Source organism: Sorangium sp. So ce185, from assembly GCF_051526825.1.
GTDB lineage: Bacteria > Myxococcota_A > Polyangia > Polyangiales > Polyangiaceae > Sorangium > Sorangium cellulosum_D.
In genome coordinates this window covers 7,375,045-7,391,474 of record NZ_CP150316.1, presented here as the reverse complement: position 1 = coordinate 7,391,474, position 16,430 = coordinate 7,375,045, and the positions used below count along the sequence as shown (strand labels likewise).

The 16,430-nt window shown below is 73.7% G+C and carries 14 protein-coding genes; 6 read left to right on the top strand and 8 right to left on the bottom strand.

Annotation, left to right across the window (positions count from 1 at the left end; genetic code table 11):
* Nucleotides 1-302: 302 nt before the first annotated feature.
* The gene (locus WMF26_RS26855; RefSeq protein ID WP_437331296.1) at nucleotides 303-1,193 is read right to left on the bottom strand and encodes a hypothetical protein; all 891 of its coding nucleotides are present in this window, start codon (nucleotides 1,191-1,193) and stop codon (nucleotides 303-305) included.
* Nucleotides 1,194-1,539: 346 nt separating this feature from the next.
* Here WMF26_RS26855 and WMF26_RS26850 point away from each other — a divergent pair, with 346 nt between their 5' ends.
* Entirely contained in the window at nucleotides 1,540-3,423 is a 1,884-nt protein-coding gene (locus WMF26_RS26850) for a type VI secretion system Vgr family protein (RefSeq protein WP_437995002.1), read from the top strand.
* Nucleotides 3,424-3,432: 9 nt separating this feature from the next.
* On the opposite strand, the gene WMF26_RS26845 is transcribed toward WMF26_RS26850, so the two are convergent.
* Nucleotides 3,433-5,289 carry a DUF2169 family type VI secretion system accessory protein gene (locus WMF26_RS26845; RefSeq protein WP_437995001.1) on the bottom strand — a complete coding sequence of 619 codons (1,857 nt, stop codon included), beginning with the start codon at nucleotides 5,287-5,289 and terminating at the stop codon, nucleotides 3,433-3,435.
* Nucleotides 5,290-5,531: 242 nt separating this feature from the next.
* Between WMF26_RS26845 and WMF26_RS26840 the strand changes: the two genes are divergently transcribed.
* Genes WMF26_RS26840 through WMF26_RS26825 form a run of 4 tightly spaced genes read left to right on the top strand, consistent with a single transcriptional unit; the run spans nucleotide 5,532 to nucleotide 9,404 of the window.
* Complete coding sequence (locus WMF26_RS26840; protein ID WP_437995000.1) at nucleotides 5,532-6,770, top strand: DUF2169 family type VI secretion system accessory protein; 1,239 nt, start codon at nucleotides 5,532-5,534, stop codon at nucleotides 6,768-6,770.
* Nucleotides 6,763-7,992 (top strand): DUF4150 domain-containing protein, encoded by a 1,230-nt coding sequence (locus WMF26_RS26835; protein WP_437994999.1) that lies wholly within the window; start codon nucleotides 6,763-6,765, stop codon nucleotides 7,990-7,992. The genes WMF26_RS26840 and WMF26_RS26835 overlap by 8 nt, the downstream gene beginning before the upstream one ends.
* Nucleotides 7,986-8,753 carry an ankyrin repeat domain-containing protein gene (locus tag WMF26_RS26830; protein ID WP_437994998.1) on the top strand — a complete coding sequence of 256 codons (768 nt, stop codon included), beginning with the start codon at nucleotides 7,986-7,988 and terminating at the stop codon, nucleotides 8,751-8,753. The genes WMF26_RS26835 and WMF26_RS26830 overlap by 7 nt, the downstream gene beginning before the upstream one ends.
* A 9-nt stretch (nucleotides 8,754-8,762) precedes the next feature.
* Complete coding sequence (locus WMF26_RS26825; RefSeq protein WP_437994997.1) at nucleotides 8,763-9,404, top strand: hypothetical protein; 642 nt, start codon at nucleotides 8,763-8,765, stop codon at nucleotides 9,402-9,404.
* A 161-nt stretch (nucleotides 9,405-9,565) separates the two neighbouring features.
* Here the strand turns inward: WMF26_RS26825 and WMF26_RS26820 are convergent, their stop codons facing one another.
* Nucleotides 9,566-9,955, bottom strand: coding sequence for a cupin domain-containing protein (locus tag WMF26_RS26820; RefSeq protein ID WP_437331289.1), 390 nt, complete (start codon nucleotides 9,953-9,955; stop codon nucleotides 9,566-9,568).
* A gap of 103 nt (nucleotides 9,956-10,058) precedes the next feature.
* Between WMF26_RS26820 and WMF26_RS26815 the strand changes: the two genes are divergently transcribed.
* A complete protein-coding gene (locus WMF26_RS26815; protein WP_437994996.1) occupies nucleotides 10,059-11,252 on the top strand; it encodes a BMP family ABC transporter substrate-binding protein in 1,194 nt (397 codons plus the stop codon).
* A 21-nt stretch (nucleotides 11,253-11,273) separates the two neighbouring features.
* Here the strand turns inward: WMF26_RS26815 and WMF26_RS26810 are convergent, their stop codons facing one another.
* The 5 genes from WMF26_RS26810 to WMF26_RS26790 form a co-directional block, all read right to left on the bottom strand.
* A complete protein-coding gene (locus tag WMF26_RS26810; RefSeq protein WP_437994995.1) occupies nucleotides 11,274-11,948 on the bottom strand; it encodes a cysteine hydrolase family protein in 675 nt (224 codons plus the stop codon).
* Nucleotides 11,945-13,546, bottom strand: a complete 1,602-nt coding sequence (locus WMF26_RS26805; RefSeq protein ID WP_438002448.1) for an ABC transporter ATP-binding protein — start codon at nucleotides 13,544-13,546, stop codon at nucleotides 11,945-11,947. Before WMF26_RS26805 ends, WMF26_RS26810 begins: the two co-directional genes overlap by 4 nt.
* Nucleotides 13,546-14,244, bottom strand: a complete 699-nt coding sequence (gene biuH, locus WMF26_RS26800; protein WP_437994994.1) for a biuret amidohydrolase — start codon at nucleotides 14,242-14,244, stop codon at nucleotides 13,546-13,548. Before biuH ends, WMF26_RS26805 begins: the two co-directional genes overlap by 1 nt.
* 81 nt (nucleotides 14,245-14,325) lie before the next feature.
* On the bottom strand, nucleotides 14,326-15,255 hold the full coding sequence (locus WMF26_RS26795; RefSeq protein ID WP_437994993.1) for an ABC transporter permease: 930 nt from the start codon (nucleotides 15,253-15,255) through the stop codon (nucleotides 14,326-14,328).
* The gene (locus tag WMF26_RS26790) at nucleotides 15,255-16,355 is read right to left on the bottom strand and encodes an ABC transporter permease (protein ID WP_437994992.1); all 1,101 of its coding nucleotides are present in this window, start codon (nucleotides 16,353-16,355) and stop codon (nucleotides 15,255-15,257) included. Before WMF26_RS26790 ends, WMF26_RS26795 begins: the two co-directional genes overlap by 1 nt.
* Nucleotides 16,356-16,430: the final 75 nt, after the last annotated feature.

Here is a 16,430-nt window from a genome sequence, read left to right as displayed (position 1 = left end):
GTGCACCCCTCCGCACAGGGAAGAAGCTCTCCGCGCCGGCGAATCGGACGCCGCGAAGCGCGGCGGTCCAGGCGCCAGCGGCCCCTTACAACAGCGGGTGACGGAAATCATTCCCGACGCGGCGCGCGCGGGCCGCCCTCCGGCGCGCGATCCCCCGCGCGGGAAGGAGAACGACCTGGACACGCCGCGGGCGCGGTGAGCGGAGCGACCAGGACGTGACGGATCTCAGCGTCCGGCGAGGATGCCCCGGTCCGGCCATGAGGGGGGCCGGGCGGCGAGCCGCCGGCGCGCTCGCCCCGGCGTCAGCAATGCTCGGCGATGATCGCCCAGCAGGCGTCCGCGAACTCCCGGTAGGTGGAGCGGTCGAGCGTCGCCTGCTTCACCGGCATCACGTCCTGGTGCTCGGCGAGCATCGGGCGCAGCGCGCCCTCGATGTCCGCGCTCGTCTCGATCCACAGGAACTCCTCGATGCCGTCGGTGATCTGGCCGCGGATGAGCTTCGGCACCTCGCTCAGCCGGACCTTCTTCGGGCTCCGCCGCGCGATCGACGACGCGATCTGCTCGGCGTGCGCGGGCCAGCGCCTGAGCGCCCGGTGGAACGTCGAGCCGACGAGCCGCAGGATCTGCTGGGCGAGCTTCGCCACGCGCGGGCGCTGCACGCGCTCCTCGTTCTCCGCGATCATCGCCAGGTAGTCGTCGCTGAGGAGCTTGCGCAGGTCGCTCGTGAGGATCTGCTGCGACTCGGGCGTCATCCGCAGATCCGCGACCTGCGCGAGGAAGATGTCGCGCAGGACGGTCAGGCGCGCCGTCACCGAGCCGGTCGGGGTCGTGTCGAGGATCTCGGCGAGCGGGTCGATCAGCCGGCGGCCGAACGTGGTGAGGATGTGATCGAGGATCCGCTTCTGGTGCTGCTCGTTGCCGAGCACCGACAGCGCGCGGGCGATGTGCGCCTTGCTCGGGGCGTCGACGAGGATCTCCAGGGGCTGATCCTGCGCCTTCCCCTCGTACATGCGCAGCGACGCGAACATCTCGCGGAAGGCGTCCGCCGCGGCCGCCCCCTCGCCCGGCTCGCCGTAGACCCGGATGACGAGCCCCGAGTCGGGGCCGGCGTCGAACAGCCGCCGGAGCTCTGCCCGGATGTCCTCGTCCGTGACGAGCGGCGCCGGGGGGAGCGACTTCCCGCGTGGATCCATGGAGCTCCAGCCTACGGCAAAGTGCGGTGCACCTGAACCTCTGTGCCGCGAGTGAAGAAGAATGCGAGCGCCGGGCGCGCTCTCGTCCGGTGAGTCCGGCGAAGCTGCGCGTGCGGCGATGTCGCACCCCGGCGCCGCGGCGTCGTGCTGCCGTGGCGGCGGGGTGCGGTCGTCGTTCTCCGGTGTCACCGGATCGACACCGCGGGGCGCAGTGCCGGCCTTGTGGCGCGCGCGCTTCGCCGGGTACCATCCGCGGGTCGGTCCCGTCGCGTCCCGTGCGGGAGGAGCGGGCATGGGAGCATGTATGGACGGTGCGAACCCGGCTCATCAGGGGAAGGGAAGCGGCATGGCGGGCGCGCTGAGCGCGCGCGGCGAGGCCCGGGCAGAGGTGCACGTCGCCTCCGGAGACGCGCTCGACGTGCGCCAGTTCACGGCCACCGATCGCATGTCGGGGCTCTTCGAGGTGCGCATCGTCGCCGTGTCGGACAACCCGGACATCGACTTCGAGGCCGTCATCGGCCGGCCGATGCGGTTCGCCGCGCAGCGCGAGCAGGCCCGCGCGTGGTCCGGCGTCTGCAGCCAGCTCCAGCAGATCGCCGTCGAGGAGCGCCACCTCTCGACCTACGAGCTCACGCTCGTCCCCGCGCTGTGGCTCGCCACGCAGCGGCGCAACCACCGCGTCTTCCAGCACCTGTCGGAGATCGACATCGCGCTGAAGATCCTCGACGAGTGGGGGATCTCCCCGGCGCTGCGCCTCGCCGGGACCTACCGGAAGCGCAAGTTCCGCGTCCAGTACGGCGAGAGCGACTACACGTTCCTCTGCCGCATGCTCGAGGACGCGGGGGTGAGCTTCTATTTCGAGAACGGCGGCGAGAGCCGGCTCGTCCTCGACGACGGGCCCCACGGCAACCCCCGGCGCAGCCCGATCGCGTTCCGCGATCACCCGACCGACGCCGACCTCGAGCACGTCACCGAGGTGCGCATCGGCCGCCGGCTGCGGCCGGGCAAGTACACGGTCCGCGACCACGACTACCGGAGGCCGGCGTCGTACGAGCTCGCGGCGAGCGCCGCCGGCCCCGGCGGCGTCGAGGAGCGGCTCGAGCGCTTCCACTACGTGCCCGGGGCGTTCCTCTACGAGAGCGACAAGGGCGACAGCACGCCGGCCGCCGACGACAAGGGCAAGTACCGCGCGGACGAGGCCGAGGGGGCCGCGCTCGCGCAGCGGCGCCTCGAGGCGAAGCGCGCCTCGGCCCGAGAGATCGCGTTCGAGACCAACACGATCGATCTCGCGCCGGGCACCGTCCTCTCGCTCCTCGACCACCCGAAGGCCGAGCTCGCGCCGGACAAGCCGCTGCTCGTCCTCGAGTCGACGCTCGCGGGCGAGGTCCCGGGCGCCTTCCGGCACGCGTGCCGCGCCGTGACCGCGGACGCCCCGTACCGGCCGCCGCTCCGCACGCGGAAGCCGCGCGTCCAGGGGGTCGAGTCCGCCACCGTGGTCGGCCCGCCCGGCCAGGAGATCCACGTCGACGAGTTCGGCCGCGTGCGCGTGCAGTTCCACTGGGATCGCGAGGGCCGCATGAACGACGCGTCGTCGTGCTGGATCCACGTGAGCCAGCCCTGGGGCGGCGCCGGCTTCGGCGGCACCAACCTGCCGCGCATCGGCCAGGAGGTGATCGTCGACTTCCTCGGCGCCGATCCCGACCGGCCGATCATCACGGGCCGGGTGTACACGAACCTCCAGAAGACGCCGTACAAGCTCCCCGAGAACAAGACGCAGAGCGGCTGGAAGACCAGCTCGTCGCCCGAGACCGGCGGCTACAACGAGATCATGTTCGAGGACGCGGCGGGCAAGGAGCTCGTCCGGGTGCAGGCCGAGCGCGATATGAACAAGCTCGTCAAGCGCGACGAGCAGGTCACCATCGGCAACGATCGCGTGAGCGCGATCGGCAACAACGAGGATCAGACCGTCGGCAACGACTTCACCAAGCTGGTGATGAACAGCGCGCGCGAGGTGGTCGGGATGAACCGATCGCGCGTGGTGGGCATCAGCGAGACGGTGGAGATCGGCAGCGTGCAGGCGACCCGGGTCGGGGACAGGGTCGAGATCGTCTGCGGCAAGTCGAGCATCGTGATGGAGAAGTCGGGCAAGATCGTGATCTCGGGGACCGACATCACGATCCACTCGAGCGGCCACACGCAGGTCTTCGGCGACCCGATCGATCTCAACTAGCCGTCGAGGTCACGGGGCCTCGGCCGCCGCCCGCATCGCCGCGCGCACCTGCTGGGCCGCCGCGGGATCCTTGACGACCCGCTCCAGCCACACGCGGCGGAGCCGGATCGGCGCGCCCTCGGGCAAGCGGAGCTCCCTGAGCGCCTGCGCTTCGTTCCCGCGCTCGGACGCGATCGCGAGCCGCGCGTAGTCGACCGCCGTGATCGGGCCTCGCTCGGCCTCAAGCGCCGCGATGTACGCCGCGTCGTACGACGAGAGCAGCCGCCGCTTCCCGCGCCCCACCTCGGCGCGGATCGCGTCGAGCCAGTGCGCGTGCAGCGCCTCCCACGCGTCCGGCGAGAGCGACTCCGCCGCGAGGACCGCGGCCTCCGCGTCGGGGCGCGCCGCGAGCCGCGCCGCGATCGCCGCGCAGCGGGCGAGGGGATACGCGTCGAGGGGCAAGGCCGGCTCCGCGGGCTCCTCCGCCAGCTCCGGAGCCGCCGCGGGGCGCGGCTCGATGACCTCCGCGGCGGGCGCGATCGCCGCCGCCGGCGCGGGCTCCGCGGCGCTCGCCGCGGCGAGGCGCGCCGGCGGGGGGAGCGGCGCCAGGAGCGCGAGCGACGCGGGGGGCGCGGGGGGCGCGGGCGGCGTGGGCGGCCCGTCGTCCGGCTCGAGCTCGTGCGGCGCGCCGCGGGAGGGCTCCGGCGCGGACGCGTGGAACGGGAGCGCGGGCCTCGGGAGCACCACGGCGGGCACGAGCGTCTGCGACGTGTCCTCGTCGTCGATCGGCGGCGACGACGGCGGCGCCGGCGAGAAGCGCGGATCGGCCGCGTCCGGCGCGGCTCCGGCCGGCGGCGCCGGGGCGAGCTGCGCGGCGCCTTGCAGGAACGGGAGCACCGCGGAGGGCCTCGACGAGAGCGGGGCCGTCATCGTGCCCGTGAGGCTCGGCGCGGGCTCGCCCTCGGTGATGAGCACGGCGCCCTCGCGCGGCGGGCGATCGAGCATGAGCTGCCCGCGCCACACGAGCGCCGCCACGCCGTGATCGGCGTCGATGACGAGCGTGTCGCAGCGGAGGGGCACGCGCAGCTCGACGCCGTTCGTCACCGCGATCGCGCTCGGCGCCGGCGCGCGGAGGCGCGTCGCGAGCCGCGGGAAGCGCGGGTGCAGGTGCTCGAGCACGATCGGCTCCGCGCCCGTCAGCTCGTTCGTCACCTGATCGAGCGGCGCGGCGTTGAAGTACCCGGTGTCGATGCCCTCGGGCAGCGGCCGCTCGGCCCAGCGCGCGTGATCCCAGCCCGCCGCGTGCCGGCGCAGGCGCTGCGCGCGGTCGGGCCACTCCGGCCGGAGCGGGCCGAAGCCGGCGGGCCAGAGGTGGCCTTGCCGGATCGCCGTCGACGAGGCCGCGGTCAGGAGGTTCGGCGCGCGCGATCGCCCCCATCGATCGGCGGGCGCTCCGTGGCCCGTCGGCACGCCGACCGGGTTCGAGGTGTGCGGACCGCCCGCGGCGCGCTCCCAGCGGAGCGGCATGCGCGTGAAGGGCGCGGGCTCGCCGAGCGAGCCGTCGCGCGTGAAGCACGCGTCGCCGCGGACCTCGATCGCCTTGTCGATGTCGCCCACCGCGAGCCGCGCGATGAGCGACGTCACCGCGCTGCCCTCGGGCGCGTGCGCGTGGCCGACGACGAGCACCTCGCTCCACCGCTTGAACGGCGCGACCGGGCCCCACGGCTCGACGAGGCGCCGCTCGTCCGCTTCGCCATCCATCGGGGCCGCGGGGCCGCTCGTCATCGGCGACTCGAACGGCGCGAGCTCGAACAGCGCGTGGCACGCGACGGTGAGCACCCACGCGTCGGGTCTGGGTCGCCACTCCAGCGAGCTGGCGCGTATCAAGCCTTGGCAAACGAGGTGCATCGGCGATGGATCGGGCGCGCTCCTGGGCGACGTGCATCCCAGCGATGTCCCTCAGGATATCCGAGCCGCGGGACGGCGTCCGGGCGAACCTCCGCCGTCACGCCGCGGCCACGCGCGGGACGCCGCTCCGCCGCCTGCGCGACGCCGCGCGGCACCGCGGCGTCCCGCGCGGGTCGGCCATTGAAGGCGGTGGTGCCCTCCGATAGCGTCGGGGGGCGACGATGGAGTGCCAGAACCTCACCCCATTCGACGCCCTGGCCTACAGCGCCCTCGACGCGCACGACGAGGAGCACCATGTGCTCGCGCTCAAGGCCGCCTACCGGCTCGTCCCCGGGGACGGCGGGGAGGCGACCCACCGCTGCGAGCTCCTCCTGGACGACGGCGCCGGGCGGCTGCTCCTGCGCGACGCGTTCGAGGGGGAGGCGAACGCGTCGAGCGTCCGCGCCGAGAGCGACCTCGCGCCGTTCAAGCCGCGCTGCGACGTGCTCGTGCGCGCGACCGCGTGGGCGCCCGGGGAGGAGCCCGCGGAGCGCTGGACGGCCCGGCTGCGCGTGACGGGGCGCGGCGCGCCGCCGCCCGGAGGCGACGCCGGCGGCCGCGAGCCGCCGCGGCGCGCGCTCGTCGACAAGACGCTGGAGGTGTGCGGGCCGCGGTGGTTCGAGCGCGCGGCGGAGGGCTGGCAGCTCACCCGCCCGGAGCCGGCGGCGAGCGTCCCGGTGCGCTGGGAGCGCGCCTTCGGCGGCCGCAGCCTGGTGCGCGCCGCGCCCGGGAGCGCGCCGCTCCTCGACGAGGTGTGCTTCACCAACCCGGTCGGCTGCGGGTGGATGGAGGCGCGCACCCTGGACGCGCTGCGCGACGCCGGCGCGCCGGCGCCCGACCGCGTCGCCGCGCCGCAGATCGAGCGGCCCGACAGCCGGGTGACGCGCCTCGCCGTGGCGTCGCACCCGCCGCACGCGGTGGACGCCCCGCGGATGGCGGAGATCGCGGCGGACTACCCGTTCGCGCCGGCGGGCCTCGGGTGCGTGGGGCGCGCGTGGACGCCGCGGCTCCAGCGCGCGGGCACCTACGGCGAGGCGTGGGTGGCGGGCCGGCACCCGTTCCTCCCGGACGACTTCTCCTTCGCGTACTGGAACGCGGCGCCCGACGATCAGCAGATCCCGCACCCCGACGTCGGCCTGCGCGTCGAGCTCTGGAACCTCGCGCGCCCCGGGCTCGCGTGCGACGGGCGCGTCGCGTTCGAGCTGCCGCCGCACCGAGCGTTCGCGATGGTCTGGATCGCGGGGCTGCCGGTGCCGGTGCCCGCGGCGCTCGACACGCTCTCGGTGGACGCCGAGTCCATGGTCGTGACGTGCGTGTGGCGGGCGCTCGTGGCCCGCGCGCTCGGGGTGCAGCGGATGGAGGCGCGCTTCGAGGTCGACCCGCGCGCCCCGCTCCTGAAGATGGCGGTGGGCCGTGGCTGAGAACGTCCTCTCGCGCAAGCAGGAGCCGTGGATGGCGGTGTCGTGCGCGCCCGACGTGTGCAAGACGCCGATGGGGTCGAGCACGCCGCCCGTGCCGTACAACGTGGTCTCCAGGCTGGAGCCCGCGCGGGGCGCGAGCGAGGACGTGCACGCCAACGACGGCCGCGTGCAGAAGCACGCCGCGACCGTGATGCCCACGACCGAGGGCGACGAGCCGGGCAGCGCGAAGGGCGTCGTGAGCGGCACCGTGGGCCAGCAGAGCTGGTCGCAGACGCACAGCCCGAGCGTCCTGGTCAACGCGCACCCGGTCGTGCGCCACGACGACCTGGCGCAGATGAACGGCGACAAGGCGGCGCAGGACAAGGCCGACAAGAGGGCGCGCTACCAGTGCCGCAAGGAGCAGATCGAGGCGGGCAAGAACAGCGACGACCCGGCGACGCGCGAGGCCGCCGCGCGCTTCGAGCGCAACACGATCGCCGCGGAGAAGGCCGCGCTCTCGGGCCACACCTACGACCCCTCGAAGCCCGCGCCGACCGGGTGGCGCGACGTCAGCGACGACCCCGAGGCGCTCGCGCGCTACGGGCTCACGCCCGGCGATCTCGACGGAAGCCGCCCCGGCGCCACGCGGCTCTACGAGCCCGACCCGGACGTCTTCGGCGGCGACATGCGGCCGACGGTGGCCTTCCGGGGGACGGAGAACGGCGCGGACTGGCAGAACAACTTCGCGCAGGGGCTCAACATGGACTCGCCGTACTACCGCGACGCCGTGCGCGTGGGGAACACGCTCGGGAACAGCGTGGACTACACGGGCCATTCGCTCGGCGGGGGCCTTGCGTCGGCGGCGGCGACGGCGGGCGGCTCGCGCGGCTGGACGTTCAACGCGGCGGGCCTCAACCCGGGCACGGTCACGGGCTACGGCGGCACGGAGCGCCCGGCCGACATCGCCGCGTACCGCGTCCAGGACGAGGTGCTCACGGGCGTCCAGGAGCAGGGGTGGAAGGGCACCCTGGCCGCGTGGGCCGCCGGCGGCCTGTGGGGCGCCCTGGCCAAGGTGGGCCTGAGCGCGGTCATGCCGGACGCCGTCGGCACGAAGTACGAGCTGCCCGCGTCGAGCCTCGACCCCTACAACCGCCACCTGATGCCCGACGTCATCAACGGCATCGAGAAGCAAAAGCAGGCGGACCAGCGGAAGATCGCCGAGAAGACCGGCAAGCGATGCTGAGCGGAGCCACGATGCGCGCGCCCGACCCCGACCGCTTCTTCCTCGGCCCGCAGCGCGAGCTCGCGCGGGCCATCGCGGCCGGCGATCCCGCGGCCGTCCGCGCGCTCGCGCCGTCGACCGATCTCGACGCGCCCGGCGCCGAGCACATGACGCTGCTCATGTTCGCGATGCACTGGGCGTCGGGGCAAGAGCCCGCGCGTTTGCAGATCGTGACCGAGCTCGTGCGCGCGGGCGCCGACGTGCACCACGTGGTGCCGCCCCTCTCGAGCGCGCTCGATCTGGCGATCCTGGCGGAGAGCCCGGCGTTCTTGCGGGCGATGCTCGACGGCGGCGTGTCGCCCGACGCGCGGGTCGGCCGCGGCCACACGCCGGCGCTCTTCCGCGCGGCCTCGGAGGCCACGGTCGAGAGCATGCGCCTCCTGCTCGACCGCGGCGCGGACGTGGACGCCCGCGACTCGCTCGGGACGCCGGCGATCACCTACGCGCTGCGGGCGCTGCAGCTCGACCAGGTGGAGGAGCTGCTCGACCGCGGCGCCGATCCGCGCGCGGTGAACCGCCTCGGTCAGTCGTTCGCGCGCGTGCTGGAGGAGCTCATGGCGCGGCAGCTCCCGGGCTCGGCCGCGCTCCGGAAGATGGCGGCGCTCCGCGACCGGATCGTGCGGGCGGGGGTGCGGTGGCCGCCCGACCCCCCCGAGGTGGAGCGCGAGCGGATGCGGCAGCGCGGCGAGGAGCCGATCGTCCCCGTCGGCCAGCCGAGGTGAGGTGACACCATGGGATCCGGCAACACCATCGGGCGCATCGTCGGTCAGACCCCCGCGCGCGCGGTCCCCGTGGAGGAGGCCAACCCCGCCGTGCAGCTCGTTCAGGGCGTCGAGCGGCTCGCGCCGATGTGGCGGCAGCTCGAGGGGCTCGTGCAGCAGCTCGGGGGCGGCGGGCGCGGCGGCGCGCCGGCGGCGCGCGTCGGCGCGAGCGGCGAGGGGGCGGGCGCGCCGGGGCCCGGGGACGTCGCGTCGCCGGAGGAGCTCGCCGCGCGGCTCACGGCGCTCGGGCGCCTCGTGCGGACGCCGCCGGAGGCGATGGACGGGCCCGCGCGGCCCGATCAGGTCCGGACGCGGCAGATCACCGAGGAGATCCTGCGGCAGGCGATGGAGGTGTCGGGGCCCCGCGGCCAGCCGGTGCACGCGCTCGCGCTCGGCGCGGCGCGCGAGCGGATCGAGGCGCTCGCGGGGACGGCTCCGTCGCCGGCGCAGGCGGCGCAGGCCGTGGAGAACGCCGCGACGATGGCCCTGATGCGCGGCGCCAACGGGCCGGTGCTGGAGATGCTCCGGTCGGTGCTCGCGGGGCTCCAGCGGGCGCTGCGCCTGGTTCAGGGCATCACGGGCAGGAACGACGGCGCGCAGATCCGGAGGTGAGGGGATCCGGGTGTCCGGGTGGGCGGCCGGATGTCCAGATGGGCGGCCGGATGTCCAGATGGGCGGCCCCGGTGTCCAGATGGGCGGCCCCGGTGTCCAGATGGGCGGCCCCGGTGTCCAGATGGCCGGCCGGGTGTCCAGATGGCCGGCCCGGCGGGGAGTCAGATGAAGACGACGGGCTGCTCCCAGATCGCGAGGACGATGCAGCCCTCGGCGCTCGACACGCTGTGACGGGTGCCCGGCGTGTTCACCACCAGCGTGCCGGCGCGGTGGTGCCCGCGCTCGTCCGACTGCGAGCCCGCGAGCACGAAGATGTGCTCATGGCCGCGATGGACGTGCTGCGGAACGGACGCGCCCGGCGCATACCGCAGGAGCGCCGCCGATGCGCCCGCATCGCCGCTCCCGTAAAGCTGATGGATCTCGACGCCTTCCCGGAATCGACGCCACGGGATCAGATCCGGATTGGCAGTGAGCGCCGCCACATCCGAGACGATGAACGGCAACTGCACAGGTGCTGCATCCCGCGTTGCTGCTGGATTCGTGGACATCATCGCGAATCTCCCGTGTTGGTGGGACCTTGCCACATCGCGCCGCGCACGCTCAATGGCAATCGCGTGGGACGCGAACAATTCGCGGGCGGGAAAACTTTCAGAAATGAAGACGCGCGTACAGATCCAGGGTGTGAAGAGCACCCTGAGAAATCCGCGCCTCGCCGGTGGGGCCGACGCGCCACGCCGCCGGAGCTCCCTCGCCCTCCTTGGCCCGCTGCTCGTCTCGCTCTCGCTGCTGCCGGCGGTCGGCTGCAGCAAGGAGGCGCCTGGCGATCAGCCGCTCACGGTGGGCTTCATCTACGTCGGCGCCCGGGATGATTACGGCTACAACCAGGCGCACGCGGAGGGCGCCGCCGCGGTCGCCAAGCTGGCCGGCGTGAAGACCCGCGAGGAGGAGAACGTCGCCGAGACGGTCGCCGTGCAAAAGACGATCGAGAGCATGATCAACCTCGACGGCGCGGCGGTGATCTTCCCGACGTCCTTCGGCTACTTCGATCCGCACATCCTCAAGGTGGCGGAGAAGTACCCGGACAAGGTCTTTCTCCATTGCGGCGGCCTCTACGACGCGTCGAAGCACCCGAGCAACGTCGGCAGCTATTTCGGGTACATCGACGAGGCAGAGTACGTGTCCGGCGTCGTCGCCGGGATGACGACGAAGAGCGGCAAGCTCGGCTTCATCGCGGCCAAGCCGATCCCGCAGGTGCTCCGCAACATCAACGCCTTCACGCTGGGCGTCCGGAGCGTGAACCCGAGCGCGACGACGGCCGTGATCTTCACGGGCGACTGGTCGATGCCCGTCAAGGAGGCGGAGGCGGCGAACAGCCTCATCGACCAGGGCGTCGACGTCCTGACCGCCCACGTGGACTCGCCCAAGGTGATCATCGAGCTCGCCGAGCGCCGCGGCGCCTTCAGCACCGGCTATCACACGAACCAGGCGACGCTCGCCCCCAAGGGGTACCTGACCGGGGCCGAGTGGAACTGGTCCAAGGTGTACACCGACTACATGGCGTGGATCCGCGAGGGGAAGCCGTATCAGCACCTCCTGCGCGGCGGCTTCAAGGAGGGGTTCGTCAAGCTCTCGCCGTATGGCCCCGCCGTCTCCGAGGAGGCGAAGAAGAAGGCCGAGGAGGCGAAGGCCGGGCTCACGGACGGGACGCTCGTCATCTTCAAGGGGCCGATCAAGGACAACGAGGGCAAGGTGGTCATCGACGCGTCCGCCGAGCAGAAGCAGACCGACATCGTGCTGGAGAGCATGAACTACTTGGTGGAGGGCGCCGTCGGCTCCGTTCGACACTAGAGCGATGTGGCCCTCCGGCGCTCAGAGCGCCTTGAGGACCGCGGCGGCCGGCGCGGTCCAGCCGACGATGGCGCCCTGTGCGCGGACCATCTCCAGGGTGGCCGCCTTGAACTCGGGGAAATAGCTCTCGGTGGCGTCCTCGATCAACAGGCACTCGTAGCCGCGATCGTTCGCCTCGCGCATCGTGGTCTGGACGCACACCTCGGTGGTCACGCCGGCGATGAGCAGCTGCGAGACGCCGAGCGCCGCGAGCCGGGCGTCGAGCCCCGTCCGGTAGAAGGCGCCTTTGCCCGGCTTGGGGATGACGAGCTCCCCGGGCGCCGGCGCGAGCTCCGGGACGAAGTCGTTGCCCGGCTCGCCCAGCACGAGGATGCGCCCCATCGGCCCGACATCGCCGATCCGCATGCCCGGCGCGCCGCGGCTCCGCTTGGCGGGCGGGCAGTCCGAGAGATCCGGCCGGTGGCCCTCCTTGGTGTGGAGGATGGTCAGGCCGCGCTCGCGGAACGCGTCGAGCAGCGACCGGACCGTCGGCACGATGCGCTGGAGCCTGCGGACGTCGTTGCCGAGCGCCGCGCCGAAGCCGCCCGGGTCCAGGAAATCGCGCTGCATGTCGATGACGAGCAGCGCCACGGCGTCCGGCTCGGCGAGGCGGAACGGGTACGGACGCGCCGCGATCTCGGGGGCGCGCGCGGTCATCCGTGCCCCGCCATCGCGCGGCCGATCTCCGCGACGTCCGCCGCGGCGACCGTCGCCTCGTGGACGACGCGGCCCTCGCTCATCACGAGGATCCGGTCGGCCATCGCGAAGATCTCGTCGAGGTCCGCGCTCACGAGGAGCACCGCCGTCCCGCGGTCGCGCGCCCCGAGGATGCGGGCGCGGATCTCGGCCACGGCCGCGAAATCGAGCCCGAAGCACGGGTTCGCGGCGATGAGCAGCTCGATCCCCTCGTCCGAGCCCGTGCCGAGCTCGCGCGCGAGCACCGCGCGCTGCACGTTCCCGCCCGAGAGGCTGCCGATCGGCGCGTCGACCGAGGGCGCCTTGATGGCGTACTCCCGGGCGAGGCGCTCGGCCGACCGCCGCAGCGCCGCGCGGCTCACGCCGAAGCGGAGCGCGGTGAACGGCGGCGTGTCGAAGACGCGGAACCCGATGTTCTCCGCGACCGACATCGCCGGCACGCACGCGTTGCGCAGCGGCTCCTCGGGCAGGCACCGCACCCGGTGCCGCCGGGTCTCGTCGCGCCCCGCGCCGTACGGCTCGCCGTGGACCAGCACGCTCCCCGCCCGCGCGGAGCGCTGCCCGGCGAGCACCTCGACGAGCTCCTCCTGCCCGTTGCCCGAGACGCCGGCGATCCCGACGATCTCGCCGCGGCGGACCGTGAGCGTCACGCCGTCGAGCGCCGGCCGCCCGCGATCGTCGGCCGCGGCGAGCCCCTCGACGCGCAGGACCGCATCGCCGGCGGGCGCGCCGCCACGCGTCGCCGAGACCTGCGGCGGCTGCGCGCCGACCATCATCTCGGCCATGGCCGCGGGCGTGAGGTCCTCGATCTTCCCCCGGCCCGCCACGCGGCCGCGCCGCAGCACCGTGACCTCGTCGGCGAACGCCATCACCTCGCGGAACTTGTGCGAGATCATGAGCACGCTGATCCGCTGCTCCTCGGCCATGCCGCGGAGCGTCCCGAGCACCTCGTCGGCCTCCGCGGGCGTGAGCACCGACGTCGGCTCGTCGAGGAGGATGATCCGGCTCCCGACGTAGAGCTGCTTCAGGATCTCGAGCTTCTGCTTCTCGCCCGCGGACAGCTCGCGCACGGCCGCGTCGGGGTCGAGCCGGAAGGGCATGCGCGCCATGAACGCGCGGATCGCCTCGCGCTCCTTGCGCCAGTCGATCACGAGCGGGAGCGACGGGCGCGCGAGCACGAGGTTCTCGGCGACCGTCATGTTCATGACCAGGGTGAAGTGCTGGTAGACCATGCCGATCCCCAGCGACCGCGCGTCGCGCGGGCTCCGGATCGACAGGGCGGCGCCCTCGACCCGCACCTCGCCCGCGTCGGCCTGGTGGTCGCCCATGATGCACTTGACCAGCGTGCTCTTGCCGGCGCCGTTCTCGCCGAGGAGCGCGTGGAAGCTCCCGGGCGCGACGCGCAGCGACACGTCGTCGAGCGCGAGCAGCGGCCCGAACCGCTTGGTGATGCCCGCGGCGGAGAGCGCCGGCGGGGGCGCGGGCGGGCCGGGCTCGCGGGGCGTCGCGGCGGCGCGGAGCGGCCGCGCCGCCGGGCTCGAGAGGGCGCGCGGGTCCATCACGACGCGATCGCCTCCAGGAGCGCGGCGGAGGTCGAGACCGCGCCGAACACCCCGTTCTGCATCGTGATCATCTTGAGGGCCGCGGCGTGGTTGCCGGGATCGGTGGCCGCGCAGCAGTCGGAGAGCAGCAGGCACTCGTAGCCGCGATCGTTCGCCTCGCGCATGGTCGTGTGCACGCAGACGTCCGTCGTGATCCCCGTGAGGATCAGGTTGTCGATACGGCGCTGGCGGAGGATGAGATCGAGGTCGGTCGCGCAGAACGAGCCCTTGCCGGGCTTGTCGATGATCGGCTCGCCGGGCAGCGGCGCGAGCTCCGGGATGATCTCCCAGCCGGGCTCGCCGCGGACGAGCACCCGCCCGCGCGGCCCCGGATCGCCGATGCCGACGCCCGTGCCGCGCCCGCCGTCGGTCCGGCGCGAGCGCCACCGCTTGTTCGCCGGCAGATCCGAGAGGTCCGGCCGGTGCCCCTCGCGCGTGTGCAGGACGTGGTAGCCGCGGCGGCGCGCCGCCGCGAGCACGCGCTGGATCGGCGCGACGCAGGCCCGCGTGAGCGAGATGTCGTAGCCGAGCAGGTCGATGTACCCGCCCTCGCCGCAGAAGTCGGTCTGCATGTCGATGACGATCAGGGCCGTCGTCTCGGGGCGGAGCGCCCCGTCGTACGGCCAGGCGTAGGGGTCAGCGGCCACGTAGGTCATGCGTCGGGTCCTCCTGTCCTTCTGCGGTTCGCTCGGGTCTTCGTCGTTCGGGTCGTTCGGGTCGTTCGGGTTTCTCGGGGCTCATCGGGCGAGCGTGAGCTCGGCGGGCTGGTCGCGCAGGGTGCGGGTCGCGGAGCTCGCGGCGACCATGATGGCCAGCGTGACGATGTAGGGCGCGGCGTTGAAGAGGTGGTAGCCCCAGGTGATGCCCACCGACTGGAGCGCCGGGCCGAGCGCGCTCGCGCCGCCGAAGAGGAGCGAGGCGGCGAGGCAGCGGACCGGGTTCCAGCGCGCGAAGATGACGAGGGCCACCGCCATGAGCCCCTGTCCGCTCGACAGGCCCTCGTTCCAGCTGCCGGGGTAGAAGAGCGAGAGGTACGAGCCGCCGACGCCGGCGAGGAAGCCGCCGGCCATCGTCGCGCGCCGCCGGACGAGGTTCACGTCGACGCCCATCGCGCGGGCGGCGTCGGCGCTCTCGCCGACGGTGCGGAGCACGAGGCCGGGGCGGGTGCGGCGCAGCATCCAGAGGAGGAGCGGGGCGAGCGCGGCGCCGACGAGGAAGAGCGCGTTCACCTGGAGCGCGGCGCGCACTTGCGGCAGATCGCTGAAGGAGCCGAGCGAGATCGCGGGCAGGCGGGGCGCCGTCGGCTTGATGAGCGGCTTGCCGAGGAAGAAGGCGAGGCCGACGCCGAAGAGCATGAGCGCGATGCCGACCGCGATGTCGTTGACCCGCGGCTTCGCGCACAGCCACGCGTGGAGCGCGCCGAGCGCCGCGCCGAGGAGGCCGGCGGCGAGGACGCCGAGCCAGGCGGAGCCGGTGAGGTGCGAGACGCCGTAGCCGCCCATCGCGCCCATGACGAGCGTGCCCTCCAGGCCGAGGTTCACGCGTCCGCTCTTCTCGGTGAGGCACTCGCCGAGGCTCACGAAGAGGAACGGCGTGCTGATGCGGATGGCCCCGGCGGCGACCGCGAGGGGGATGCCCCAGAGGCCCAGCGCGGCTGCGTCGCTCATCACGCCACCGACGGCGCGGGCGCCGCCTGCCGGATCGTGGGCTCGCGGGCGACGCGGGCGCGCCCGTGGAGCGTCTCGCTCGCGAGGATCGCGATGAACAGGAGCCCCTGGAGCACGCTCACCGCCGCGTCGGGGAGATGCGCCGTGCGCTGGAGCAGGCCGCCGCTCGCGCCGATGCCGCCGAGCAGGAGGGCGACCGGCACGATCGCGAGCGGGTTGTGGCGCGCGATGAAGGCGACGAGGACGCCGGTGTAGCCGTAGCCGCTGACGAGCGACGCGTTCGCCCGGCCGTGGACGGCCGCGACCTCGACCATCCCGGCGAGCCCCGCGCACGCGCCGGCGAGCATGCAGGCGATCACGACGAGGCGCCGGACCGGCAGGCCAGCGAGGAGCGCCGCGCGGACGTTGCCGCCGCTCATCGCCGCGGCGAAGCCGAAGGTCGTCCGGTGCATGAGCGCGTAGCAGAGCGCGCAAGCGAGGACGCCGCAGGCGAGGCCCCCGTGGACCTCGACGCCGGGCAGGTTCCCGAGCGCGTAGTCGGCGCCGATCGGGGCCGTCGACGGCTTGTTCAGGCTCGCCGGGTCGCGCAGGGCGCCCTCGACGAGGTGGTTCAGGAGCGCGATCCCGATGTAGTTGAGGAGCAGGCTGCTGATCGTCTCGCTGACCCCGCGGTAGACGCGGAGCGCGCCGGCGAGGCCGATCCAGAGCGCGCCCGCGGCGAGCCCCGAGAGGGCCATCGCGGCGAGCGCCGCGGCGGGCGGCGCGCCCCACGCCCGCGAGGCCAGCGCGGCCGACGCGGCCGAGAGCCCGCCGACGACCACCGCGCCCTCGCCGCCGATGACGATGAGGCCGAGGCGCGCCGGCAGCGCCGTGCAGAGCGCCGTCAGCATGAGCGGGGCGGCGCGCAGGAGGGTGTTCTGGAACGAGAACCACGTGCCGAAGGCGCCGCGGAACATCTCGTAATAGACGCTCAGCGGGTTCGCCCCCTGGGCGGCCACGAAGGCGCCGAACGCGAGCAGCGAGGCCGCGAGGGCCCCGACGGGGATGACGATCGCCTCGGCTGTCTCGCGACCGAGCAGCCCTTGCGGGAGGAGCTTCACGCCGCCGAGGATAAGGGGTCCACTATTTCCGCCCTTTTTCGGGGATCTTGCGGCTCCGCGACGGCGCCGATGGGG